A 23,054-nucleotide genomic window follows, 5' to 3' on the forward strand; every position below is an offset into this window, starting at 1 on the left:
AGGCACGACACAGGTAGAATAACGCCATCTAAAGACAATCCAGAGGTCGACGCAGTGGAGTTGCAGCAGGGTTTTGTCCTGACCCGGCACTGGCACGATACGCCGGAAGGCACCTGCGTGGAGTTCTGGCTGGCCACCGATGCCGGGCCGCGACTGTTGCGGCTGGCGGCGCAGGAGTCGGTGGCTTTCATTCCTCAGGCGCAGGCCGAGCACGCCCGTGTGCTGCTGGCCAACGAAACCGGGACGAAGCTCAAGCCACTGCGCCTGAAGGACTTCGAGCATCGCCCGATGCTCGGCCTCTATACCCGCCAGCATCGCCAATTGATGCAACTGGAGCAGCGTCTGCGCACGGCCGGTATCGACGTGTTCGAGGCCGATATCCGGCCGCCGGAGCGTTACCTCATGGAGCGCTTCATCACGGCACCGGTGCAGTTCACTGGCCAGCCGGATGCGCAGGGCGTTTACCGGGAAGCCCAGCTCAGGCCTCTGCCAGGCTATCGCCCGGCGCTGCGCCTGGTGTCGCTGGATATCGAGACCAGCGAGCGTGGCGAGCTGTACAGCATCGCGCTGGAGGGCTGTGGCCAGCGCCAGGTGTACATGCTCGGCCCGGCCAACGGCGATGCCAGCGGGCTTGACTTCGACCTGGAGTATTGCGCCGATCGCGCCGCCTTGATCACCCGGCTCAACCAGTGGATGGCCAGGCATGACCCGGACGCGATCATTGGCTGGAACCTGGTGCAGTTCGACCTGCGCCTGCTGCATGAGCACGCCAAGTCGTTGCAGGTGCCACTGGCCCTGGGGCGCAACGGTGCGGTCATGACCCTGCGCAGCCATGCCGGTGGTGGCCATGTTTTCGCCGATGCGCCGGGGCGGCTGCTGATCGATGGCATCGAGGCGTTGCGTTCGGCCACCTGGAGCTTTGCCTCGTTCAGCCTGGAGAACGTTGCCCAGACCCTGCTGGGTGAAGGCAAGGCCATCGACACGCCGTACCAACGCATGGACGAAATCAATCGCCGCTTCGCCGAAGACAAACCGGCCCTGGCACGCTACAACCTGAAGGACTGCGAACTGGTCACGCGCATTTTCGCCCATACCCGGCTGCTCGACTTCCTGCTCGAACGTGCCTCGGTGACGGGATTGGCCGTGGACCGCAGCGGTGGGTCGGTAGCCGCGTTCTGTCACCTGTACATTCCACAGATGCACCGCCTTGGCTTTGTCGCGCCCAGCCTTGGCAGCCGGCCGGACGAAGCCAGCCCCGGCGGGTTTGTCATGGATTCGCGGCCAGGGCTTTACGACTCGGTGCTGGTGCTGGACTACAAGAGCCTGTACCCGTCGATCATCCGGACCTTTCTCATCGACCCGGTCGGGCTGATCGAAGGCCTACGCCAGCCTGACGACGCACATTCGGTCGAGGGCTTTCGCGGTGGGCGGTTTTCACGCACACAGCACTGCCTGCCAGCCATCGTCGAACGGGTGTGGCAGGGCAGGGAAGCGGCCAAGCGCGAGGGCAATGCGCCGCTGTCGCAGGCCTTGAAAATCATCATGAATGCCTTTTATGGCGTGCTTGGCTCCAGCGGTTGCCGTTTCTTCGACCCGCGCCTGGCGTCGTCGATCACCATGCGCGGCCACCAGATCATGCGCCAGACCAGGTCCCTGATCGAGGCGTGTGGCTACGATGTGATCTACGGTGACACCGACTCCACCTTTGTCTGGCTCAAGGGTGCCCACGCCGAGGAAGACGCGGCGCGCATTGGCCGAGAACTGGTGGCAAAGGTCAACCAATGGTGGCAAGCCCATCTGCACGAGACCATGAACCTGCACAGCGCCCTCGAACTGCAGTTCGAGGTGCACTACCGGCGCTTCCTGATGCCCACCATCCGCGGCACCGACGAGGGCAGCAAGAAGCGCTATGCCGGCCTGGTGCAGCGGGCCGACGGTGCTGAAGAAATGGTTTACAAGGGCCTGGAGTCGGTGCGCACCGACTGGTCACCGCTGGCCCGGCAGTTCCAGCAGGAACTCTACGGCCGTGTGTTCCGCAGCGAGCCCTACCGTGATTATGTCCGCGAGTATGTACGGCGCACGTTGGCGGGCGAGCAGGACGAACTGCTGGTTTATCGCAAGCGCCTGCGTCGCCCGCTGGCTGATTACCAGCGCAACGTGCCGCCGCATGTGCGTGCCGCACGCCTTGCCGACGACTACAACAAGCGTCTGCAGCGCCCTCTGCAGTACCAGCGTGGGGGCTGGATCAGTTACGTGATCACCACCGCCGGGCCTGAGCCGCTGGAAAACCTGCAGGCACCGATCGACTACGATCACTACATCAGCCGTCAGCTACTGCCGGTGGCCGACGCCATCCTGCCCTTTGTCGGCGATGATTTCGCGCGCCTTACCGACCATCAGTTACTGCTGTTCTGAACAGGTGGTAGATAGCTAGGCGTCAGCCTGACGCTACAGTCTTCAGACTCGGCCCTCCATGTCGTCGCGGAGGCAGAGATGCAGAACAATAGCCGTCAACCATCGGCTGCGGTCGATACCCTTGCCATGGCACAAGCATGCCAGGACCACTACATCGCACAGCGGCTGCCGGCCTGGATGAAGCGGCTGAGCATGGCCGAATTCACCCTGCTGAGCGAGGCGCTGCCTGAACTGCTGGCCTGCCGTGCAGGCTTGGCGTCAGCGCTGGCGCGGCTAAGCAACCTGAATGCATTTGCCCGGCCCTTGCTGCAGCAAGCGCTCGGTGCCCACGGCGACCTTGATGTCGATCGCCTGTACTTTCGCCAGTGGTACACCTTTCCCTCACACACGATCCATTATGTAACCAGTCGGTTTCCGGTTGTCGGCAGCGACTACTACGACATTCCTCTGCTCGAGGCCGCTTTGTGCAATTTCACCGCAGACCAGCAGCGCGACCAGGCACAGGGCAATTGCCTGGTCGATGTGCGCGGCGCAAGGCGCAGTGAGCTTTCTGCACGGGGCTTCGCCAGGCTGTGTCGAGCGCTGGATCTTGGGCAGAAATACCAGGCGCATCTGGATTCGGTACTTCAGCCCGAAGTCAGGGGATTGCTGACGCGACGGCAACGCTACAGCATGCTGGTGGATGCCCTGCAGGCCAGGGCGCAGGGCATATTGAGCGCAGACGAACTGCAGTGGGTGGTGGCGCTGTGCACCAAGGACACGCTCGGCAAGCTCGAAGGCGCCTCGGTTCGCGTACGCCAGTTGGCGGTGTTCGGTTGCCGCTTGCAGCAAATCGTCGTGCTGGACGTGATCGACGCAGGCTTGCTGTTCAACACCAGCAAGCGCGTGCTGGTCTATGTACCGGGTGACCCGCACGGCCCCTGGAGCGTGCGCAGCGACCTGGAAGATTATGCCCGCCGGGTGCTTGGCAAACGCCTGCGCAAAGATGACTACCGGCGTTTCTTCAACCGCTTCGTGCGCCGACGCGATAGCCAGCGATTCTTCTCGGCCGTCAGTGAGCGCCTCGATGACGTGCCCGGCTGGGCTACCCGGGACCTCGATGAGCAGACCTTTGCCTATCGCCTGCCATTGTTCGAACACCTTGCTGACGACTGGGTCGCGCGGATCAAGGACGATGCTGCGATGATCGCGCCGCCCGTGGCCTTGCTTGATCGCGAGGTCCAGGCCGAACACGCCCGCCGTTTGCGTGCTGAAGGCTGGACCCTGTTGGGTGTTGCAGGGTTCTTCGTTCCTGGCATCGGCGCGGTGTTGTTGGGGGTGATGGCCTGGGAACTGCTTGAGCAGACGTTCCAGGCTGTAGGGGACTGGCAGGAAAACGAGCGCAATGCAGCGCTGGCGCACCTGCTGAATGTAGGCAAAGGGCTGCTGGCTGTCGGGGCAACCGTTGCCGTAGTCGCCACGGCCCGACGCGCCTGGAGTGTGGTGGACAACCTGGTACCGGCGCAGCTGGAAAACGGTGAGGAAAAACTGTGGAACGCAGACCTCGGCCCCTATCGCTGCGAAAGCCCGCCAGACACGGCGGTGCCGGACATGGAGGGTGTGCACCGTGTTGGCGAGCGCCGCTGGATCAGCATGGACGGGCACTGGTATGAGATGACCTGGCACAATGACGATGAACAGTGGCAATTGCTCCCTTACCAGGGCTATGCGCCGCCGCTCCGTCACAATGGGGCCGGTGCGTGGCGGCTGTGGTGCGAACAGCCCGCCGAGTGGGGCGACACACGCCAGTTGTTCCGCCGCCTGGGCGGGTCATTCAGCGACCTCGACGATGCGCAGATCGACCGGTCGCTGGCGATTCATGGCCTGGATGATCAGCATCTGCGGGCATGGCATGTGTATGGCCGACCGCCGGAGGCCGCGCTGCTCGACACCGTCACGCGCGTGCGGCTCGCCGGCAGGATTGGTACGTTGGTCAACCAGTTGCGCGAGGGCGGTGTAACCGCAGACCCGCAACTGCTGGAGCGGGTCATGCGCCTTCCACAAGCCGCCGGCAAGGAAGGAGCAGCGTTGGCCGATGTGGCTTGGGCCGGGCGACGAGAACTGCTTCAGGCGTTGTACGAAGAGCAGAATCCCGACACTGAAACTGGCCGCCTCTTACGACAGAACTTTGCCAGCCTGCACCGCTTGGCCGCGGATGAGGTGCTGCGCGATGCCAGCGAGGATGACCTGCAGCTTTTGCGTGAGACGGGGCGTGTGCCGTTGCTGATGGCCGAGGCAGCAAGGTTGCAGGTTGCGCGGATTCGAATGGCGCGGGTGTACGAGGCGCTGTGCATCGATACGCCGCAAAACCTCGACCTGGCACGTGTGGTCCTGAATCTGCTGGTGCATGTGCCGGGGGCTGGCGGGCCGGGGTGGCGATTGTACGACGGTGATGCCAGCGAGCCGTTACTGACGGTCGAGGGATCGGCGCAGACGTTCGACCTGCTTCATCGTCATGGGCTGTTCCGCCTGCGTGCCCCAACGCACACGGTTGCCGGTGAGAGGGGGGAGTTGTTCGAGACCTTGGCAGCAGCCTATGACGACGCATCGCAAGCGGCCATCGGCCAAGGCCAGCCCTTCGTGCCTGCGTTGCGCCAGGCGCTGACCAACGTGGCTTTCGACCAACGCCAGACCGTGGTGAACCTGCTCAGGCTGGAACAGCCGAGCGGCTCGTTTCTCGCGCCGCAACGTCTTGCTGATGGCCGGATTGGTTACCCCATGGCGGGCGGCAGGCTCTGGGGGGCGTTAGGGCGAAACCGGCCAAGGGCGCTTCAGGCCCGGTTGCGAGACCTGTACCCGGCCTTTACCGACGAACAGATCGGGCGCTGGTTGGCCTCAATTGACGCGCAGGCCAGGTTATCCATGCTGGAGCAGCAATATGGGGTGCTCAAAAGGCACTTGACCCAGTGGGCACGCAGTGCCTTGCTGTCACCAGAACTGGCCGCCCGGCGTGAGTTCAGGAAGGGGCTGATCAACTGCTGGCGCTGTCTTGTGCCGGAACTGCAAGGGCAAGCGGCACTGGATGACGGGCGCTTCATGCTGACCCAGACCATCAGCCGCTTGCGCCATCTGCCGGCCCTGCCCGCGCAAGTGGGCTTTCCCCACGTCTCGATCCTGGCCTTGCGCGCCATGCGCGTGGAGCACGTTCCGGATGAGTTTCTGCGGGCGTTTCCCAACTTGCGCAACCTGGAAATCACCCATTGCCGACTCACGCGTTTGCCATTGCCTTTGATGCTTGCCCAGAAGCTGGAGGTACTCGACTTGTCTGGTAACCAGATCACGCTCGACCAAGGCCAGGCGTTGGTCCTGGCAGATTGCCGGTCCCTGGTGTACCTGAACCTTTCGGACAACCCGTTGCGCAGGGCATTTTCCGTCCAGGCAATGACCGAACTGAATGCCCTCTACCTGTCAAACACCCAGATGCCCGGGTTTCCCTACGGGCTGATGGACGCGCCAGAACTGCACACCCTGAACCTCAGCGACAACCGTATTTCTGAACTGCCCGAGGGTTTTCATCAGTCGCAGTTGTGGCGTTCGGGCAGGGTCGCGCTTTCCGGCAATCCGCTGGGGGGCGCGCATGACGGGGTTTCAACCTGGCATTTGCTTGAGGCCAGTCGCGTGCCTTACCGGTTGCGTATTCTGGATGCGTTGCCTGGCGAACGTCGAGATGAAATGGCTGCACTGTGGGCCCATCTGGAGGCCGAGCAGCAATCGGAAGAGTTTTTCAATACCCTGTCGATGCTGACAGAATCCGGCGCCTTCAGTTTCTCATCGACTGCATCCGCGTTGGCGGCCCGTGTGTTCGACATGCTCCAGGCGATGTCTGAGCATGATGTCCTCAGGCAAGAGCTGTTCGAGCACGCAGCTGCGACCGGTTGCCAGGATAACGCCACCGCACGTTTCGCCGACCTGGAACTGCGAGTGATGATATGGCGCACGAGGCACAGCGGATCTGCCCGGCCTGAGCGGGCCTTGCTGAAGCTCGGTGCCCGGATGTGGCGGTTGGCGGTGCTTGAGCAAATTGCCGCTGAACATGCTTATCGGGTGGGGGCGGGCGCTGAATCGATCGAATTCGCCTTGGCCTATCGAATCGGCTTGCGCAAGTCTCTGGACTTGCCTGGCCAACCCGATGAAATGCTCTATGCAGGGATCCCTGCCTTGAGTAACCAGGACCTTCTCCTGGCCCGTGAAAGGGTCCTGGCGCGACAGACCCGGGAGGGCATTGCTGATTACCTGTCACGCCAGTGGTTCTGGCAGGATTACCTGCACAAGACTTTCCCGGTTCGCTTGCAAGTGCCACCCTCCATGCACGCTGAACTGGAACGGCTGATGGCGTTGGGAAATCGGGAAGAGGATATCGCACGGCTGCAGACCAGCAACCAGCAACGCGAGCATGCGGTGTTGCTGCAGTTGACGCTGGAGGCGCTGGACCGGAATACGGTGCAGCGTCCGCTCAGCTAGCGGGTTGGCGGTTGTCTGAGCGCAGGCATTAGCTATATAGCGCCTGGCGGGGAGCAGGCAACTTAGTCTGGCCTCTTTTCATGAAGAGGCCCCCGCTATGGACACCACTTTGCCGTCAGATGCGCAGGCCGCCATCGATGCTTTCCAGGACGGCATCATCGGCAGGCGCCTGCCACCCTGGTTGCGTCATGCACCTGCTGAGCAACTGCCTGAGATCGGCAGGGCATTGTCAAACAGCCTTCGCTGCTGTGAGCAAGTGAACACGGTGCTGCGAGGCATCGAAGGCCTCGACAGTTTCGTCGCATCAGCCCTGGGAAAGGCCCTCGACGAGCGTTACGGGCTTGGCCGTAACCCGCACTTGCTCAGGTTCCTGGAGGGCCGCCGGGAAGCTGTGATCAACAGTCAGCCGGTGGGCGCGCACCTGACGGCCGTGGTCTATGAAGAAAAGCCGCTGCTCGAAGTGGCATTGCGCAACTTCACGGCCGCCCAGGCGCAGGAAGGTGGCCAGCCGCGCGGTAACCGCCTGCTGCTTCCCCGCCACGGCACGGTCAAACCCCCTACAAGCATCGAGTTTGCCGGACTGTGTCGTGAGCTGGACCTGGGTGAGCGCTATCAACGTCATCTGGATGCCATCCTCACGCCCGCTGGCAATGCCGAGCGCCTGGTGTCTCAGCTTGTAGATGCCAGGCGCTACACCATGCTTGTGGACGCCTACAAAGCCAGGCAGGAGGGAACGCTGGATGCCAGCGAACTCAATGTGATGGTGGCTGTGTGCGAGAAGGGGGAGCTGCCGCGCCTGGCGGGCGACCTTGTGCTGGCCAGGCAACTGAAATTGCTGGGTTGCCAGATTGAGCAGGTCACCGTGTTCGTTGTCATTGAGCAGGGCGTCCTGTTCAACACGACGCGGCGGGTTTTGCTTTACGTGCCTGGGGACCCTTTTTCGCCCTGGCGCGCGTTCGAGAGCATCGACAAACTGAACCGCGAACTGGGCCGTTGCTTGCGAGACAAGGCCTATCAGCGTTTCTTCAGCCGCTTCGTGCTGCGGCGAGACAGCCAGGCTTTTTTCGCCCAGGTCGCGGAGCGCTTCGATGACCTGCCGAGCTGGGCTTTCCGCGATCTCGAACCGCGCTTGCAGGCTTACCCGCAGCCGTTGTTCATCAGCCTGGCACAGGCACATATCCACCAGATCAAGGACGATGCGGCGATGATCGCGGTCCCCGTGGCCAGGCTGGATCGTGAGGTTCAGCGCCAGCATGACCTGCGCCTTGCCGCTGAAGGATGGGCGCTGCTCAACTTGGCCAGTTTCTTTGTGCCTGGGGTTGGCCTGGCGCTGCTGGCCGTGACGGCCTGCGAACTGCTGGGCGAGGTCTACCATGGCGTCGAGGCCTGGCAGGAAGGCGATCGCCAGGAGGCGCTCGACCATTTGACCCATGTGGCGACAGACCTTGCTGTGCTCGCGACCACGGTAGCCGGGGTGGGTGTGGCTCGACGGGTTTGGGCACGCTCTGCGAAGGTCGATGCCCTGGTGCCGGCTCGGCTGGAGGACGGCACAGAGAAACTCTGGCAACAAGACGTGACTCCGTTTCAAAGCCAGGCACCCGTTGCAGCCTTAAGCCCGGACGCCTTGGGTATTCGGCATCAGGACGGGCTGGCCTGGATCGAAATGGACGGGCATCACTATCGCGTGACAGAGGCGGGTGATGATCAATGGCAGTTGTATCCGGTCGACGGCCACGGGCCGTTGCTGCGTCATAACGGCTCTGGTGCCTGGCGATTGTGGTGCGAGCAACCGGCTCGATGGACCGACAGATACCGCATGTTCCGGCGTCTGGGCGAGCCCTTCAGTGGGCTGAATGACGAACAGATCGATCAGGTTCTGCTGTTCCACGGCCTTGATGGCGACGACCTGCGTGGCCTGCATGTACACGCCCAGGCACCGAGCTCCGGGATGATCGACAGCGTGGCGCGGGTCAGGCTTGATCAACGCATCCGCAGCATGATTGGCCGTCTGCGCAGCGGCGAGCCGGTAGACGATACAACAGTGCTCGATCACGCTCGGCGCCTGCCAGGTGCGAGTGGCCTGACAGATCAGGCACTGGCCGCGTTGGCCTGGACGCAGCGCCGAACACTGCTGCAGCACCTTTTCGAAGCCTTGCAGCCCAGCGACACCCCTGGCAGCGCGGCGCTGCGCCGGGTGTTCCCGGGGCTGAGCGCGCGCACTGCGCAAGCACTGGTACAGGCCGCCAGCAGCGTGGACCGCATGCGGCTGCTGTCCAGCGGAAGGGTTGCACTGGGGCTGGCCGAGGCGGCAAGGGGCAGCGTGCTGGCTACCCGCCAGGCTGGGGTATTTGAAGCGTTGTACCTTGATACGCCGCAGCATGCAGACCTGGCACGGGTGGCCTTGGGCTTGTTGCGGTATCTACCCGGAAGCGAACAAGGTGTGCGCTGGCGCCTGTACGAAGGCTCCTTGGGCGGGCCGATACTGGCGAAGACCGAGCAAGGGCCGCGGGCGTTCGATCTGGTGCACGTCAACGGTAGGTTTCAACTGCATGGCAGCCAGGGCACGGCGTTGGGTGAGGCAGGTGAGTTGTTCGACGTCATGGCGCCAGCCTATACCGAAGCGCAACGGCAGGCGATGGGGATCGGCGATCCATTCACGCACAACCTCAGGGTGATACTGGCGCGCGAAGCGGCACGCCATCGTGATGAGATCAGTCGTTTGCTTGGCGCGGTACGCCCAGGTGCTGCCCGAGGGCCCATGCGCTTGGCCGATGGACGTATTGGCTATCCGCTGGGTGGTGGCGGAGTAGGGGGTTTTGCATCAAGGGGGAGTGCCCTGAGGGCAACGCTGCGCGATCTCTTTCCGTGGTTGAGTGATGAGCAGGTCGAGACCTTCGCCGATGACGCCAGGCGTTCAGGGCATCAGATTGAACACGTACTGGCTGACCTTCGCAATGAGTTCGCCATCCTGCGCATGACACTGAATACCTGGGTGGCACGAGGGCAGGGCGATGTCAGGGAAGATCGAGAGGCTCTACGCCAGACGTTGTTCAATTGCTGGCGGCGGTCGGTGGGCGTGGGGGAACTGCAAATCAATGCACAGGAAAACCTCCACGTCATGTTCTGCAATTTCAGATCGAGCGGCTTGCCCAACATACCCCCACAGGTCAGCTTCAGAGGTGTGACCAGCCTGTCGCTGCTGCACCTTGACCTTCTGGAGGTGCCCAGCAGCCTATTGCTGGCTTTCCCTAACCTGCAGACCCTCGATCTGGGAGGGAACCTGTTGACGCGCCTTCCGCAGCCGTTGCTGCAGATAGCGCAGCTGCGGCATCTGAGCCTGACCAACAACCGGATCGTCCTGAACATCGCACAAACCGCCACACTGGCCAGTTGCACGAGCCTGCAGTCTCTCGACCTGTCCCACAACCCCCTGGGGAGCCGGTTCACGTTGGCGGGTTTGGCTGAATTGCGTTGGCTGAACTTGCGCGACACACAGATCTCGCAGTTTCCACTGGGCGTGTTCGACAACGCTCAGTTGGTATCCATTGACTTGCGGGATAACCGGATCAGACACATTCCAGAGGGTTTCTACCAGTTGCCCGTGTGGCAGCGGCGGCGGTTCCGCTTGAATGCGAACCCCTTGGGCGAGGCCCAGACGTTACGCTTGCAGGCTTCGTTGAGCAGCGACGATCCTGCCCTCGACGAGGAGCAAGTGCTTCTGCGGCTGCAGCACGCGCGTGAAGTATGGGGGGATGCCGTGGCCCCGGAGCATCGCGGCTTGATGCTTGCTGCCTGGGACTCGCTGGATTCAGGGCAGGACGCCGAGCGTTTTTTCCGGGTGCTTCGCCAGTTGTTGCTGTCCGAAGACTTTCGTGTCAATGCGCGTGCACTGGGCAATCGGGTCATGGCGGTACTGCAGGCGATGGCCATTACGCCAGAGCTGCGGCAGAACTTGCTGTCGGTGGCCAATGATGAGTGGGGGTGCCAGGACGGTGCAACCTGGTGCTTGAGTAACCTTGAACTGAACTTGCTGGTTTGGCAGGTTGAGCACGCGGCTCAAGGAGAAAGCGAACGCGCTTTGCTAGACCTGGGCAGGCGTTTATGGCGCCAGGATGCAGTAGACCTGTTCGCTACCCGATGGGCGCTACAGCATGGCAGGGCGCTGGAAGGAAGCGAGGTGGGGTTGGCTTTCAGGATCGGGCTGAGGGAGCGTCTCGACCTGCCATTGCAGGTGGGAGAAATGAGCTTTCTTGCGATCTCAGGCGTTCTGGATGCGGACCTTGCACAAGCAGAGGCTGCGGTGCGGGATGCAGAAACCCCGGAAGAGGTTGCCCGCTCCATGGTTGACCGTGAATTCTGGCAGGCGCATCTGGAACGTTCCCACCCTGAGCGATTCGCTGCGGTCGACCTGCCGTTCAGAAGGCAGCTTGAAAGGGTCCTTGACGACGAAGCGCTGAGCGAAGGGGCCATGATCGACCAGGCGGATGCCATTCGTGATGCTCAGCGCGCTGCACGCAGAGGGCTGATGCTGGATTTGACGATTCAAGCGATGGAAATGGGACCCAAGGGGCCATCGATCGATGTACGTTGACATGCGCTCAGGGTAAGGGCTTGCCCGGCCCTGCCAAAGCGGCTTTGGGCTATGCTCAATCAAGCTGAATGTGGTTTGTACCAGCGCCGTAGTCTTGGCTTCAGATGGCTCGGAAATCGACAGTTACTTTTACACACCCCGTTCTGGAATGAAGTGGTTTAGGCTCCCTGTCGGATTTTTCTCCGTGATCTGTAGTCATTGGTTTATCGAGACAATAAGGAGATACGCATGCTTGTCCGGTCACTGACCCTCGCAACCTTGCTTGCTGTTGCCGGCCCCCTGTTTGCCGCAGACAGTGATGCGCCTCTAGCCAAGGAACTGGGCAAGGCCAGGCCATTGGTGGTTATCGCTCCCAGCAGTGCCGACCCGACGTTGCGAGGGCTGAACAAGGCGCTTGAGGACCCGGCCACCCAGGCCGCGTTCAAGGAGCGCAACCTTGTCCTGTACAGCGTCGCCAACATGATGGGCAAGCGAGAAGACAAGAACCTGGAGCAGCAGACCACAATGGCCCTGATTCGGGAACTGAAGCTGGGGGCGAGCAAGGGTACCAAGGTGATTCTGGTGGGCAAGGACGGTGAGCGGCACATGCTCAAGGACGACGACACCGGCGAGGCCATCGACCCGCAGGTGATCCTCAAGGCGGTCGATGATCTGCCTGCCAGCGAAAAGGCGGTGGCGGCACCCGAGCCCGTAGCGGCGGCCCCGCAAGCCAAGGAAAAGGACAGCAAGCCGGCCAAGCCCGCCAAGCCAGCGGCCCCGCCCAAACCGCTGGAAGACTGATCACGCCTCATGGCCCCAAGGCACCTTGGGGCCCGTTGCCGGGTGGTGTGTATCGCACTGTATCTGCCTGTGCTGCAGACCTACTGCCATACAAAAGCGCGCCTGGCACGATACATCCCCGACAAACCGCAACGGCCTAATGGCTCCACTTTCCAACCCCAGTGGAGCTGCATCATGACTCAAGCAAAAAACACCCTCGGCCTGCTCGGCGCCGCCCTGATCGGCAGCATGGCATTGAGCAACAGTGCGTTCGCCGTCGAGCCGCTGGCTCAAGGTTACCAACTGGCCTCGGCCAAAGTGGCCGGCGAGGGCAAGTGTGGTGAGGGCAAGTGCGGGGGGAGCGGCAAGGCTTCCCAAAGCGAAGGCAAGTGCGGTGAGGGTAAATGCGGCGCCGGCGCCAAGGCTGGGGCTGAGGGCAAGTGTGGTGAAGGCAAGTGTGGTGACGCCTCGTTCGCCGAAACCGACAGCAATCACGATGGCAAGGTCTCGCGCGATGAGTTTCTGGCGGTGGCCAAGGACCGTGCCGGTGATTTCGACACGATCGATCGCAACCATGACGGTTTCATCTCCGAGCAGGAAGCGGCCGATCACCTCAAGGCGATTTACCAGGCCAATGGCAAAGCCATGCCGGATGGCTTGTTCAGCCACCTGACCGGCAAACCCTGACGTTCTACCCCATGAAACGCCACAACGCTCCTCCTGCTGGCCAGGTGGGGCGTTGTGCCTGTTGGAGAACTTTTATGTTTCCTGCGATGTTGAACGTTGGCCTAGGCTTGCGTCGCGGCCTGTTGCCGGAACTGCTGGCCATGGAGGCGGGTGCAGTGGACTTTCTCGAGTGTGCGCCGGAAAACTGGATTGCCGTGGGCGGCGCCTATGGCAAGGGCTTGGCCCAGTTGGCGGAGCGCTTTGCTGTCACCTGTCATGGGTTGTCTTTATCGCTGGGTGGCAGTGCGCCGCTGGACCGCCATTTCCTCGAGCAGACCCGGCAGTTTCTCGACCGATACCAGGTGCGACTGTACAGCGAGCACCTGAGTTACTGCAGTGATGACGGGCACCTGTACGACCTGATGCCCATCCCGTTCACCGATGAAGCCGTACGCCATGTGGCCGCGCGCATACGCCAGGCTCAGGAGCAGCTGGAGCGGCGCATTGCCGTGGAGAACATCAGCTACTATGCCGCGCCGTATCAGGCGATGAGCGAGCTCGACTTCATCCAGGCGGTGCTTGAAGAAGCAGATTGTGACCTGATGCTGGACGTCAACAATGTCTATGTCAACGCCTGCAACCATGGCTACGACGCCCAGCAATTCCTTGCAGGCTTGCCTCAGGCGCGCGTGGCCGGGATGCACGTTGCCGGGCATTACGATGAAGCGCCGGACCTCAAAGTGGATACCCATGGGGCAGCCGTGAAGGAGGATGTCTGGGCGCTGTACGCCAGCGCTTGTGCGCGCTTTGGCGTACAGCCGACGGTGCTTGAACGTGATTTCAACTATCCGCCCTTGGCCGAACTGTTGGCCGAGACGGCGCGTATGCGTGCCGTGCAATGCGCTGCCGGAGGGCAAGCAGATGAATGAGACCCTGCGTGCGCAGCAGTATGCCTTGGCCCGTCACCTGCGCGACCCACAGCGCCATGCCCCGCCGCCCGGCGTCGAGGCCCGGCGCCTGAAGGTTTACCGTGAGTTGTTCTATGGCGCCATCGATGGCTTGCTGGCTGGCAACTTCCCGGTGATGCGCCAGGCGTTGGGCGAGCAGCGCTGGCATGCCCGAGTACGTGATTTCTACGCCAGTTACCGTTGCCAGACGCCTTTGTTTACCGAAATTGCCGAGACGTTCGTCGACTACTTGCAACATGTGGCGCTGGACACCCCTTGGCAGCTGGAGCTGGCGCACTATGAGTGGGTCGAGGCGCAACTGTACCTGAGCGATGCCGAGGACCCGGCGCATGACCCGAGTGGTGACCTGCTGGCTGGAGAGCCATTGTTGTCTTGTGTGGCGCGGGTCCTGGCCTATCGTTGGCCGGTGGAACGCATTGGCGTGGACTACCAGCCAACGGCTGCCCCAGCATCGCCGAGCTTGTTGCTGGTTTATCGCGATGCCCGGTTGCAGGTGCGCTTTGCCCGGTTGGCACCTATGGCGTATCGGTTGCTGGTGGAGCAGGGGACCGGAAGAGAGCGGCTGCAGGCATTGGGCGGGGATGTGCAGCAAGGGTTGGCATTGTTGGAGGTATTGCGCGAGCAGGGTGTCATTGTCGGAACAGTTTGAAGGCATTGGGGGGCTGCGCAGCAGCCCCCGATCCTCATCTGCCGAACCGCATGCCCAGCCAATGATCGAGGCTAAGGCGCCCGGCGCCCTTGAGCAGCAGTGGCAGCAACGCCACCAGGTAGATCAGCGGCAACTTGTAATTGCCGAAGCCCTGGTCGGTAATGGCATAGCCTTGGGCCAGTTCCGCCAGGCCCGACCAGTGCGCCGGCCAGTGCACTGCCACTATCGCTACAACGGTCACCACCATCAAACCCAATGATGCCAGCCGGGTACCCAGGCCCAGCAACAGCAGCAACGGCAGTACCAACTCGGCCCACATCGACAGCTGCCAGTTCAGCTCCGCGGGCAGCAGGTTGAAGGGGAACGGGAAGCTGGACTGCAGGTCGGCGAACCAGTTGCTGCCGTTGAATTTCTCCAGGCCGGATTCGAAAAACTCCCAGGCCAGAAATACCCGTAATGGCACGTCGGCGCTCCAGCTGCCGAGGCGATCAACGGTGGTCAGGGTACGGGTCAAGGTCGTCATGTGCGGTGCTCTCTTCAGGCAAGGGCGCGGGTGCTGCGGCGTTGTTTACGGGCCACTTTGGCGGTGAGCTTGACGGCGATGGCGCTGAACATCAGGGCGAACGCCAGCGGGTACCCCCCCCCCATGGGGATGCGCTTGTAGAACGACAGACAGAACACGGCAGCCAGCACCCACATGCCGCTGCTGTGCAGCGCTTGCCAGGCACGGCCGCCCAAGAGCCGCATGGGGGCCTTGAACGAGGTGGCGGTGAGCAGCAGCAAGAACAGGTAGCCGACCGTGCCGGGCAGGCTGGAAGTGAGCGTGCGGCCGGCCCAGAACAGCTCGGGGAATTGCTGGGCGTAGCGATAGATCAGCACGCCATGCACGGTGTGGGAGAACGCGAATGCCAACCCCAGGTAGCGTCGCTCCTGAAGGATGCGGCGGCTTGCTGTGCCAGGCAGCAAGGTCACCAGCGACGAGGCCAGGAACGCCAGCAGGAACAGTGCGAACGAGCTACGTGCGGTGGCACGAATGGCACTGCGCAAGCCGTCTGGGTCGGGTTGGCTGGCCAGGACTATGGCGGTCATCGCCAAGGTCAGGCCGGCGAGGGCGGCGAACAGCTTCCAGCCGGAGGGCAAGGTGAGGGCTTTCATCAGGGACTCCCGGGGTGTGGTTGTGTGACCGGGAGTGTCTCGAGGCGGGGTATCTGCAGTGTGTCAGGGGGATGCAGTTGTGTATCTGTTTGTAGAGGCGACCTCGCGCTTTACAGGAGCGGCCCGATCGAGATCCAAGGCCGTTCCTGCCAACGATCGCACTTCAGGTGAGTTCGATCTGCGCGCACAACCCGCCCTGTTCGCGGTTGCTCAGGGTCAGCCGGCCCCCCATGGCCCGGATCAGCTGGTGGGCAATGGCCAGGCCCAAGCCGGTGCCACCCGTGCTGCGATTGCGTGAACCTTCCACCCGGTAGAACGGCTTGAGCACTTCATCCAGTTCGTCAACGGGTATCCCTGGCCCGTTGTCGAGCACGCGGATGATGGTGGCACTGCCCTCGCGCGACACTTGCAGCTCGGCAGCACCTGCAAACTTCAGGGCGTTGTCGACCAGGTTCACCAGTACCCGGCGCAGCGCATGCGGGCGGGTTTCCAGCAGGGTATCGCTGCTGCCGTGGCGCTCGACCTGGGCGCCGCTGTCCTGGTAGTCGAATACCAGGCTGTCGAGAAAGGCATCAAGGTTGACCCGGCAGGTCGCTTCGGTGCTGCTGTCCATGCTGCGGGCATACGCCACGCCTTCGCGCACCAGGTGTTCCATTTCATCCAGGTCGCTCCCGAACTTGTCCCTTTCGACCCCCTCATCCATCACTTCGACCCGCAACTTCATGCGAGTGATCGGGGTTTGCAGGTCGTGGGAAATGGCCGCCAGCAACTGCATGCGTTCCTTGAGGTGGGCAGCAATGCGCGCCTGCAGGGCGTTGAAGGCCACGGCAGCGTAACGCACCTCGCGTGGGCCGCTTTCATCCAGTTGAACGCCGGGCTGGTCCGGGTCGAGGTTGTCCACTGCCTGGGCCAGACGGGTTAGCGGGCCGATGGCCAGGCGTACCGCCAGCCAGGTACACAGCAACAGCACAGCCAGCTGAATCAGCAGCACCACGGGCAACCAACGGGCTACCGGGACCGGTGCTGGCGTCACGTCGATGGTCAGTGGCGCGCCGTCGGCCAGCTTCAGGTGCGCCTGGAAGTGCGCATTGGGCCCCGGGATTTCCAGGAAGGTCAGGCGGTAGTCGCTGCCAATGGCCTTGACGATCGACGCGGCGGCCATCGGTGGGTCACTGCTGGGCATCGCTTCGCCTGCCAGGCCCTGGTCCAGGCGATAGCGGTAGGTGCGCCGTTCCAGGCGTGGCAGCCAGGCGGCACGCTCGGCTGCGGGCAGGCGGTCAAGGATGGCAACCGAGGTCGCCACGTCCTGTTCGAGGTTACTGAGCATCATCGAGCGGCTGCTGATATAGCGCTCGTAGGCCTGCAGGCCGAACGACAGACCATAAGCCAACACCAGGCCGGTGAAGAAGATCAGCGCCAGACGCGAGGCCAGGGTGCGCGGCCATTTCATGAGGGGGTCTCGAGCAATTGCACCGGCAGCGAAAACACGTAGCCCTCGCTACGCACGGTCTTGATGCAGCTGGGCTCGCGGGCATCGTCACCCAGGCGCTGGCGCAGGCGGCTGACCAGCAAGTCGATGGAGCGGTCGAAGATGTCGGCTTCGCGGCCCTGGGTCAGGTTAAGCAGCTGTTCGCGGCTGAGCACCCGCTGCGGGTGGTCGAGGAACACCCGCAGCAGGCGGTACTCGGCGCCGCTCAGGGCCACCAGGGTGCCTTCGCTGTCGAGCAGGTGGCGCGCGGTGGTGTCCAGGCGCCATTGACCGAAACCCAGCAGGCGGCTGCTTTCACTGATGGTCAGGTTGGGCGGCAGCATGCGTGTGCGGCGCAGCACGGCGTTGATGCGGGCGAGCAGTTCGCGGGCCGAGAACGGTTTGGTCAGGTAATCGTCGGCGCCCATTTCCAGGCCGATGATGCGGTCGGTTTCGTCATTGCGGGCGGTCAGCATCAGCACCGGCGTATTGCGGTGCTTGCCGGCGCGCAGCTCGCGGCACAACAGCAGGCCGTCGTCGCCAGGCATCATGATGTCGAGCACGATCAGGTCGACGCTGTTGGCTTCGAGAAAGGCGCGCATCTGCCGGCCGTCTGCAACGATGCTGGTGCGCAGGCCGTTCTTCTTCAGGTAATTGCCGACCAGTTCGCGGATCTCGCGGTCGTCGTCGACGATCAGGATGTGATCGACGTGTTCCATGCGCTGGGTTCCTGTGCAAAGGGGGTTGGGCGCAGTGTACCGAGCGCGTTCGCCCTTGCCTGCGGGAGTTTGTATTGCAGTGTATCTGGCACGGGTAGGGATACAGCAGGAGGCACATCACAACGTTGGGCGACACATGCGGGATACCTGGCTGACGTGAAATGGTTCTCGACCGGGGAGCAACACTCCTCACACCCAAGTGTTACCCAGGAGAGAAGCCATGAACCTCAAGACTATCGCCAGCGCCAGCCTGTTCGCCGTGCTCGGCTTCGGTGCCATCGCCGCCCAGGCCGCCACTGCCCCGATGCAGGATGGCGGGGTCATGCAGTACCGCTACGGTGAGCCTCTGGATGTGAAGAGAGTGCTGTCGGTGCAGGATGATCAGCGCAATGCCTGCGGCCTGGTGAATACCCGAATGGACTACCTTGACTCCCATGGCCAGCGGCAAAGCGTGCAGTACCTCACCTATGCCACGGACGGTTGCCATGAAAACTGATCGGCGCCGGATGCTCAAGGCCGGTGGTTTTGCGCTGGCGCTGACGGGGCTTGGGTTGGCTGGGCACCTGAAGGCACGCGACAGCTACGGCGCCATGCCATCGCTGGCGGGCGCCAGCCAGTGGTTGAATTCGCCGCCCCTGGATGCCCCGGGGCTCAAGGGCAAGGTGGTGCTGGTGGACTTCTGGACCTGGGACTGCATCAACTGCCGGCGCAGCCTGCCGCATGTGAATGATTGGGCGCGGCGCTATGCCGATCAAGGGCTGGTGGTGGTAGGGGTGCACACCCCTGAGTTCGACTACGAGCATGATGTGGCGACTTTGCGGGACAAGGTAGCCCGGTTGGGTATCGGGTATCCGGTGGCGGTAGATAATGACTACAAGGTGTGGAATGCCTGGGGCAACCAGTTCTGGCCGGCGCATTACTTTGTCGACCGCAAGGGGCAGGTGCGCCATGTGCACTTTGGCGAGGGGGATTATGGTGGGCAGGAACAGGTGATACAGGCTTTGCTGGATGAAAAAGGGTGATTCTCCTGTACCGGCCTCTTCGCGGGCATGCCCCACAGGGACAGTGCAATCAGTAACGTTTGCGCAGTACCTGTGGGAGCGGGCGTGCCCGCGAAGAAGCCAACACTTTTCTATCAGGTGAAACTGGCAAAGTGCGCCTGCATCCGCGCCGCATCCGCCTGCCGCCCGCTGAACAGCTCGAATGCCTTCACCGCCTGGAACACCGCCATGTTGCTGCCATCCAGCGTGCGGCAGCCCAGTGCCCGGGCCGCGCGCAGCAGTTCGGTCTCCAGCGGGAAGTAGATGATCTCTGCCACCCACAGGCGGGGATGCAACAACTCCACCGGCAGTGGCGTGCCCGGTAGCTTGGCCATGCCCACCGGCGTGGTGTTGACCAGCCCGTCCGCTTCGGCCAAGGCTGTGGCCAGGTCGGTGCCAAGCACGGCGCGCTCCGCGCCGAAATGGGTGTTCAGGTTGTCCACCAACGCCTGCGCACGGGTCGCATCCACTTCGAACAGCACCAGCCGTTCTACCCCTTCACCCAGCAGGGCATGGGCCACGGCCGAGCCAGCGCCACCGGCACCCATCTGCACCACCTGGCGCCGTGCAACGTCGGGCAGGCCACGGCGCAAGCCTTCGGCAAAGCCCAGGCAATCGGTGTTGTGGCCGACGCGCTTGCCGTCCTTGAGCACCACGGTGTTTACCGCGCCGATACCACGGGCCTCGTCGGACAGCTCGTCGAGCAACGGCAGGATCGCCTGCTTGAACGGGTAGGTAATGTTCAGCCCGGTGAAACCGGTATGTTGCGCGGCTTCGAGCAGGCCGGGCAGGGCGCTGTCGTCCAGTTGCAACTGGTCGGCGTCGATCAGCCGGTACAGGTAGCGCAGGGCCTGGGCGTCGCCTTCGTGTTCGTGCAGGGCCGGGGTACGTGACAGTTGGATGCCGCGGCCGATCAGGCCGGCGAGGATGGCTTGCTGGCTCATGCCGCACGCTCCTGCAACAGCTCGGCGAAGTGGCTCAGCGCCATGCGGTAGCCGTGGCTGCCCAGGCCGCAGATGACACCGACGGCGATGGACGATACGAACGACAAGTGACGGAACGGCTCGCGTTTGTGCACATTGGACAGGTGCACCTCGATCACCGGCAGTTCGCTGGCCACCAGGGCATCGCGGATGGCGACCGAGGTGTGCGTCCAGGCGCCGGGGTTGATCACGATGCCGGCGCAGCGGCCACGGGCGGCGTGGATCCAGTCGATCAGTTCACCTTCGTGGTTGGTCTGGCGGAACTCGATTTCCAGGCCGTGGGCGTGGGCAGTGTCGGCACATCCCTGAGCCAGGTCAGCGAGGGTTTCGTGGCCGTACTGGGCAGGCTCGCGGGTGCCCAGCATGTTCAGGTTGGGGCCGTTGAGCACGAGAATAAGGGGCTTCATGACGGGCATCGCTTTGTTGTTGTTGAATGCATGTAGTTTTGTACTGACTGGTTAGTTCCGTCAATTGGCCAAGATCGCCGCACCGGGAAAGTGGGCGATTATCGAACTTATTGGGCGTTGACTGTCCTGTACCCAGCCGTGCAAAGCTGCTTCTGCAACGAACCGCAGTGCGTCATTACAAAATTGTAATCTTGCCGCCACCGCCCCGATAACCAGCCCTTTCTACAGTCCCTGGCCAATGCTTCGCCCAGAGGACTGTTTCGTGCCCATCCCCCGCAAGATCGCCTTGCTCTGTCTGCTGCTGGCCAGTGCCACCGACGCCCAGGCCAGCCAGGTGCTGAGCCTGCCCCAGGCGCTTACCGCCGCTTTCGCCCAGAACCCGGAGCTGGCTGCAGCCGGCCGTGAAATTGGCATTGCCGATGGCGAGCGGCGCCAGGCCGGGCTGCTCCCCAACCCGGAGCTGGCCTGGGAGGTTGAGGACACCCGCCGCGACACCAGCACCACCACCGTCACCCTCAGCCAGCCGCTGGAGCTGGGCGGGAAGCGCGGCGCACGTCTCGCCGTGGCGGGTGCCGGCCAGGCCATTGCCCAGCTTGACCTGGAGCGCCAGCGCAACGCCCTGCGAGCCGATGTGGTGCAGGCTTTCCACGCTGCCTTGCGTGCACAGACCGCGCTGGAGTTGGCTCAGCAGTCGCAGGCGTTGACTGAGCGCGGCCTGCGGGTGGTGCAAGGGCGGGTTACGGCAGGTCAGTCATCACCGGTGGAGGCCACCCGTGCCCAGGTGCAACTGGCCCAGGCCCAGGCCGAAGTGCGTCGCGCGAAAACCCAGCGCAGTGTGGCCTACCAGGCCTTGGCCCGGTTGACGGGCAGCCCGCTGGCAAGCTTCGACCGGTTGCAGGCAGCCAACCTTTCGCCAGGCATTGCGCCGGGTGCCGACACCTTGCTTGACCAGGTCGAAAAGACTGCCGAATGGCGCCTGGCCGCTGCCCAGGTCGAGCGCGGCGACGCCTCCCTGGGGGCGGAAAAAGCCCAGCGTATCCCCAACCTCACCGTCAGCCTTGGCAGCCAGTACAGCCGCGAAGACCGGGAGCGAGTGAACGTGGTTGGCCTGTCCATGCCGTTGCCGCTGTTCGACCGCAACCAGGGCAATGTTCTGGCAGCTGCGCGCCGTGCCGACCAGGCGCGCGACCTGCGCAATGCCGTGGCGCTGCGTCTGCGCAGTGAAACCCGTAGTGCCATCAGCCAGTGGGAGGCGGCGATGCAGGACGTTGAAGCCTATGACCGCACCATCCTGCCTGCTGCGCAGCAGGCCGTGGACACCGCCACCCGCGGTTTTGAAATGGGTAAGTTCGCTTTCCTCGATGTACTCGACGCCCAGCGCACGCTGATCGAGGCTCGCGGGCTGTACCTCGAGGCGCTGGCCTCGGCGACCGACGCGCGTGCACAAGTGGAGCGCATCTACGGCGATCTCGACGGCGTGAGCAACAAACCCAATAGCAGGAGCAACAATGACTAACCCACGCAAGCTAGCCCTTCTGGCTGCCGCCATTGCTGCGCTTGGCCTCGCGGGCCTGGCCTGGACCGGCAACCTCGGCCAGGCGTCCAAGGCTCAAGCCCCCCATGACGACCATGGTGAAGACAGCCACGGCCATGCTGCAGCGCAGGCCGCCGAAGGCCATGCAGAGAAGGAGCACGGCGAAGAAGAAGGCCAGCTGCACCTGTCTATCGCGCAGATCGAATCGGCTGGCATACAACTGGCTGCCGCAGGCCCCCGTGAGCTGGGCACCGCCATCAGCTTCCCGGGTGAGATCCGCTTTGACGAGGACCGCACCGCACATGTGGTGCCCCGCGTGCCGGGTGTGGTCGAAGCGGTGCAAGCCGAGCTGGGCCAGGCGGTCAAGCGCGGCCAGGTACTGGCGGTGATTGCCAGCCAGCAGATCTCCGACCTGCGCAGTGAGCAGCAGGCCGCTCAACGTCGCCTGGAACTGGCGCGGTTGACCTTTCAACGGGAACAACAGCTGTGGCAGGAGCGAATCAGCGCCGAGCAGGATTACCTGCAGGCACGTCAGGCGCTGCAGGAGGCCGAGATCGCCCTGGCCAATGCTCGGCAGAAGGTCGCAGCGGTGGGGCCGGCCGGTGCCGGCAACCGCTATGAACTGCGCGCCCCCTTAGATGCGGTCGTCGTGGAGAAGCACCTGACCGTGGGCGAGGTGGTCGATGAGACCAGCAACGCGTTCACCCTGTCCGACCTGAGCCGGGTGTGGGCCACCTTCGCCGTGGCCCCTCGTGACCTGGGCAAGGTGGTGACCGGCCGTGAAGTCACGGTCAGTGCGCCGGACCTGGGCGCCCAGGTTCTGGGCAAGGTCAACTACGTCGGCAGCCTGCTCGGCGAGCAGAACCGTGCCGCCACTGTGCGTGCCACACTGGCCAACCCCAATGGCGCCTGGCGCCCCGGGCTGTTCGTCAATGTGGCTGTCAGCGTCGACCGCTTCGATGCCGCCGTGGCGGTGCCGGAAAGCGCCCTGCAAACCTGGGAGGCGCAGACCGTGGTGTTCGCCCGCACGGAGGAAGGCTTCGAGGCGCGCCCGGTGAAGACTGGCCGTCGCGATGCTGGCCAGGTGGAAATCACCAGCGGCCTGGCCGCCGGTACTCAGGTTGCGGCCGCCGGCAGCTTTGTCCTCAAGTCGGAACTGGGCAAGGGCTCGGCCGAGCACAGCCACTGATCACGGGGACA

At 63.3% G+C, this 23,054-nt stretch carries 17 protein-coding genes; 11 read left to right on the plus strand and 6 right to left on the minus strand.

The window, feature by feature from the left end:
- The first annotated feature begins 54 nt into the window (after positions 1–54).
- The 7 genes from ACF8O8_RS21085 (at position 55) to ACF8O8_RS21115 (ending at position 14,548) form a co-directional block, all read left to right on the plus strand.
- On the plus strand, positions 55–2,415 hold the full coding sequence (locus ACF8O8_RS21085; RefSeq protein WP_392510373.1) for a DNA polymerase II: 2,361 nt from the start codon (positions 55–57) through the stop codon (positions 2,413–2,415).
- A gap of 78 nt (positions 2,416–2,493) precedes the next feature.
- Entirely contained in the window at positions 2,494–6,915 is a 4,422-nt protein-coding gene (locus ACF8O8_RS21090; protein WP_392510374.1) for an NEL-type E3 ubiquitin ligase domain-containing protein, read from the plus strand.
- 97 nt (positions 6,916–7,012) lie between these two features.
- Positions 7,013–11,506, plus strand: a complete 4,494-nt coding sequence (locus ACF8O8_RS21095; RefSeq protein ID WP_392510375.1) for an NEL-type E3 ubiquitin ligase domain-containing protein — start codon at positions 7,013–7,015, stop codon at positions 11,504–11,506.
- A 228-nt stretch (positions 11,507–11,734) separates the two neighbouring features.
- Complete coding sequence (locus tag ACF8O8_RS21100; RefSeq protein ID WP_049587595.1) at positions 11,735–12,286, plus strand: DUF4174 domain-containing protein; 552 nt, start codon at positions 11,735–11,737, stop codon at positions 12,284–12,286.
- 174 nt (positions 12,287–12,460) lie between these two features.
- Complete coding sequence (locus tag ACF8O8_RS21105) at positions 12,461–12,952, plus strand: hypothetical protein (protein WP_049587597.1); 492 nt, start codon at positions 12,461–12,463, stop codon at positions 12,950–12,952.
- Positions 12,953–13,026: 74 nt separating this feature from the next.
- A complete protein-coding gene (locus ACF8O8_RS21110; protein ID WP_392510376.1) occupies positions 13,027–13,860 on the plus strand; it encodes a DUF692 domain-containing protein in 834 nt (277 codons plus the stop codon).
- Positions 13,853–14,548 (plus strand): DUF2063 domain-containing protein, encoded by a 696-nt coding sequence (locus ACF8O8_RS21115; RefSeq protein WP_392510377.1) that lies wholly within the window; start codon positions 13,853–13,855, stop codon positions 14,546–14,548. Before ACF8O8_RS21110 ends, ACF8O8_RS21115 begins: the two co-directional genes overlap by 8 nt.
- A gap of 34 nt (positions 14,549–14,582) precedes the next feature.
- Here ACF8O8_RS21115 and ACF8O8_RS21120 read toward each other — a convergent pair whose 3' ends face one another.
- From ACF8O8_RS21120 to ACF8O8_RS21135, 4 genes are all read right to left on the minus strand, one after another.
- Complete coding sequence (locus tag ACF8O8_RS21120; protein ID WP_350297646.1) at positions 14,583–15,071, minus strand: DoxX family protein; 489 nt, start codon at positions 15,069–15,071, stop codon at positions 14,583–14,585.
- 14 nt (positions 15,072–15,085) lie between these two features.
- Positions 15,086–15,703 carry a ferric reductase-like transmembrane domain-containing protein gene (locus tag ACF8O8_RS21125; RefSeq protein ID WP_392510378.1) on the minus strand — a complete coding sequence of 206 codons (618 nt, stop codon included), beginning with the start codon at positions 15,701–15,703 and terminating at the stop codon, positions 15,086–15,088.
- 163 nt (positions 15,704–15,866) lie between these two features.
- Positions 15,867–17,153, minus strand: coding sequence for a sensor histidine kinase (locus tag ACF8O8_RS21130; RefSeq protein ID WP_392510379.1), 1,287 nt, complete (start codon positions 17,151–17,153; stop codon positions 15,867–15,869).
- A complete protein-coding gene (locus ACF8O8_RS21135; RefSeq protein WP_014591607.1) occupies positions 17,150–17,890 on the minus strand; it encodes a response regulator in 741 nt (246 codons plus the stop codon). Before ACF8O8_RS21135 ends, ACF8O8_RS21130 begins: the two co-directional genes overlap by 4 nt.
- A gap of 220 nt (positions 17,891–18,110) precedes the next feature.
- Here ACF8O8_RS21135 and ACF8O8_RS21140 point away from each other — a divergent pair, with 220 nt between their 5' ends.
- Both ACF8O8_RS21140 and ACF8O8_RS21145 read left to right on the plus strand, forming a co-directional pair.
- A complete protein-coding gene (locus tag ACF8O8_RS21140) occupies positions 18,111–18,386 on the plus strand; it encodes a DUF2790 domain-containing protein (protein WP_010953358.1) in 276 nt (91 codons plus the stop codon).
- A gap of 10 nt (positions 18,387–18,396) precedes the next feature.
- The gene (locus ACF8O8_RS21145) at positions 18,397–18,912 is read left to right on the plus strand and encodes a thioredoxin family protein (protein WP_049587599.1); all 516 of its coding nucleotides are present in this window, start codon (positions 18,397–18,399) and stop codon (positions 18,910–18,912) included.
- A 113-nt stretch (positions 18,913–19,025) separates the two neighbouring features.
- Here ACF8O8_RS21145 and ACF8O8_RS21150 read toward each other — a convergent pair whose 3' ends face one another.
- Positions 19,026–19,874, minus strand: a complete 849-nt coding sequence (locus ACF8O8_RS21150; RefSeq protein WP_010953360.1) for a shikimate dehydrogenase — start codon at positions 19,872–19,874, stop codon at positions 19,026–19,028.
- The gene (gene aroQ, locus ACF8O8_RS21155; RefSeq protein ID WP_003250469.1) at positions 19,871–20,320 is read right to left on the minus strand and encodes a type II 3-dehydroquinate dehydratase; all 450 of its coding nucleotides are present in this window, start codon (positions 20,318–20,320) and stop codon (positions 19,871–19,873) included. Before aroQ ends, ACF8O8_RS21150 begins: the two co-directional genes overlap by 4 nt.
- 262 nt (positions 20,321–20,582) lie before the next feature.
- Between aroQ and ACF8O8_RS21160 the strand changes: the two genes are divergently transcribed.
- The gene (locus ACF8O8_RS21160) at positions 20,583–21,836 is read left to right on the plus strand and encodes a TolC family protein (protein WP_049587601.1); all 1,254 of its coding nucleotides are present in this window, start codon (positions 20,583–20,585) and stop codon (positions 21,834–21,836) included.
- Positions 21,829–23,043 carry an efflux RND transporter periplasmic adaptor subunit gene (locus ACF8O8_RS21165; RefSeq protein ID WP_392510380.1) on the plus strand — a complete coding sequence of 405 codons (1,215 nt, stop codon included), beginning with the start codon at positions 21,829–21,831 and terminating at the stop codon, positions 23,041–23,043. The genes ACF8O8_RS21160 and ACF8O8_RS21165 overlap by 8 nt, the downstream gene beginning before the upstream one ends.
- Positions 23,044–23,054 lie beyond the last annotated feature (11 nt).

The sequence above is a fragment of the Pseudomonas sp. TYF_14 genome, from assembly GCF_043105275.1.
Classification (GTDB): Bacteria; Pseudomonadota; Gammaproteobacteria; order Pseudomonadales; family Pseudomonadaceae; genus Aquipseudomonas; species Aquipseudomonas alloputida.

Bases quoted from the DNA above. Each gene is read 5' to 3' on its own strand.
- ACF8O8_RS21100 (WP_049587595.1), top strand. From the start codon at position 11,735: ATGCTTGTCCGGTCACTGACCCTCGCAACCTTGCTTGCTGTTGCCGGC.
- aroQ (WP_003250469.1), bottom strand. From the start codon at position 20,320: ATGAAGCCCCTTATTCTCGTGCTCAACGGCCCCAACCTGAACATGCTG.
- ACF8O8_RS21125 (WP_392510378.1), bottom strand. From the start codon at position 15,703: ATGAAAGCCCTCACCTTGCCCTCCGGCTGGAAGCTGTTCGCCGCCCTC.
- ACF8O8_RS21130 (WP_392510379.1), bottom strand. From the start codon at position 17,153: ATGAAATGGCCGCGCACCCTGGCCTCGCGTCTGGCGCTGATCTTCTTC.
- ACF8O8_RS21105 (WP_049587597.1), top strand. From the start codon at position 12,461: ATGACTCAAGCAAAAAACACCCTCGGCCTGCTCGGCGCCGCCCTGATC.
- ACF8O8_RS21090 (WP_392510374.1), top strand. From the start codon at position 2,494: ATGCAGAACAATAGCCGTCAACCATCGGCTGCGGTCGATACCCTTGCC.
- ACF8O8_RS21095 (WP_392510375.1), top strand. From the start codon at position 7,013: ATGGACACCACTTTGCCGTCAGATGCGCAGGCCGCCATCGATGCTTTC.
- ACF8O8_RS21120 (WP_350297646.1), bottom strand. From the start codon at position 15,071: ATGACGACCTTGACCCGTACCCTGACCACCGTTGATCGCCTCGGCAGC.
- ACF8O8_RS21135 (WP_014591607.1), bottom strand. From the start codon at position 17,890: ATGGAACACGTCGATCACATCCTGATCGTCGACGACGACCGCGAGATC.
- ACF8O8_RS21145 (WP_049587599.1), top strand. From the start codon at position 18,397: ATGCTCAAGGCCGGTGGTTTTGCGCTGGCGCTGACGGGGCTTGGGTTG.
- ACF8O8_RS21115 (WP_392510377.1), top strand. From the start codon at position 13,853: ATGAATGAGACCCTGCGTGCGCAGCAGTATGCCTTGGCCCGTCACCTG.
- ACF8O8_RS21165 (WP_392510380.1), top strand. From the start codon at position 21,829: ATGACTAACCCACGCAAGCTAGCCCTTCTGGCTGCCGCCATTGCTGCG.
- ACF8O8_RS21140 (WP_010953358.1), top strand. From the start codon at position 18,111: ATGAACCTCAAGACTATCGCCAGCGCCAGCCTGTTCGCCGTGCTCGGC.
- ACF8O8_RS21110 (WP_392510376.1), top strand. From the start codon at position 13,027: ATGTTTCCTGCGATGTTGAACGTTGGCCTAGGCTTGCGTCGCGGCCTG.
- ACF8O8_RS21150 (WP_010953360.1), bottom strand. From the start codon at position 19,874: ATGAGCCAGCAAGCCATCCTCGCCGGCCTGATCGGCCGCGGCATCCAA.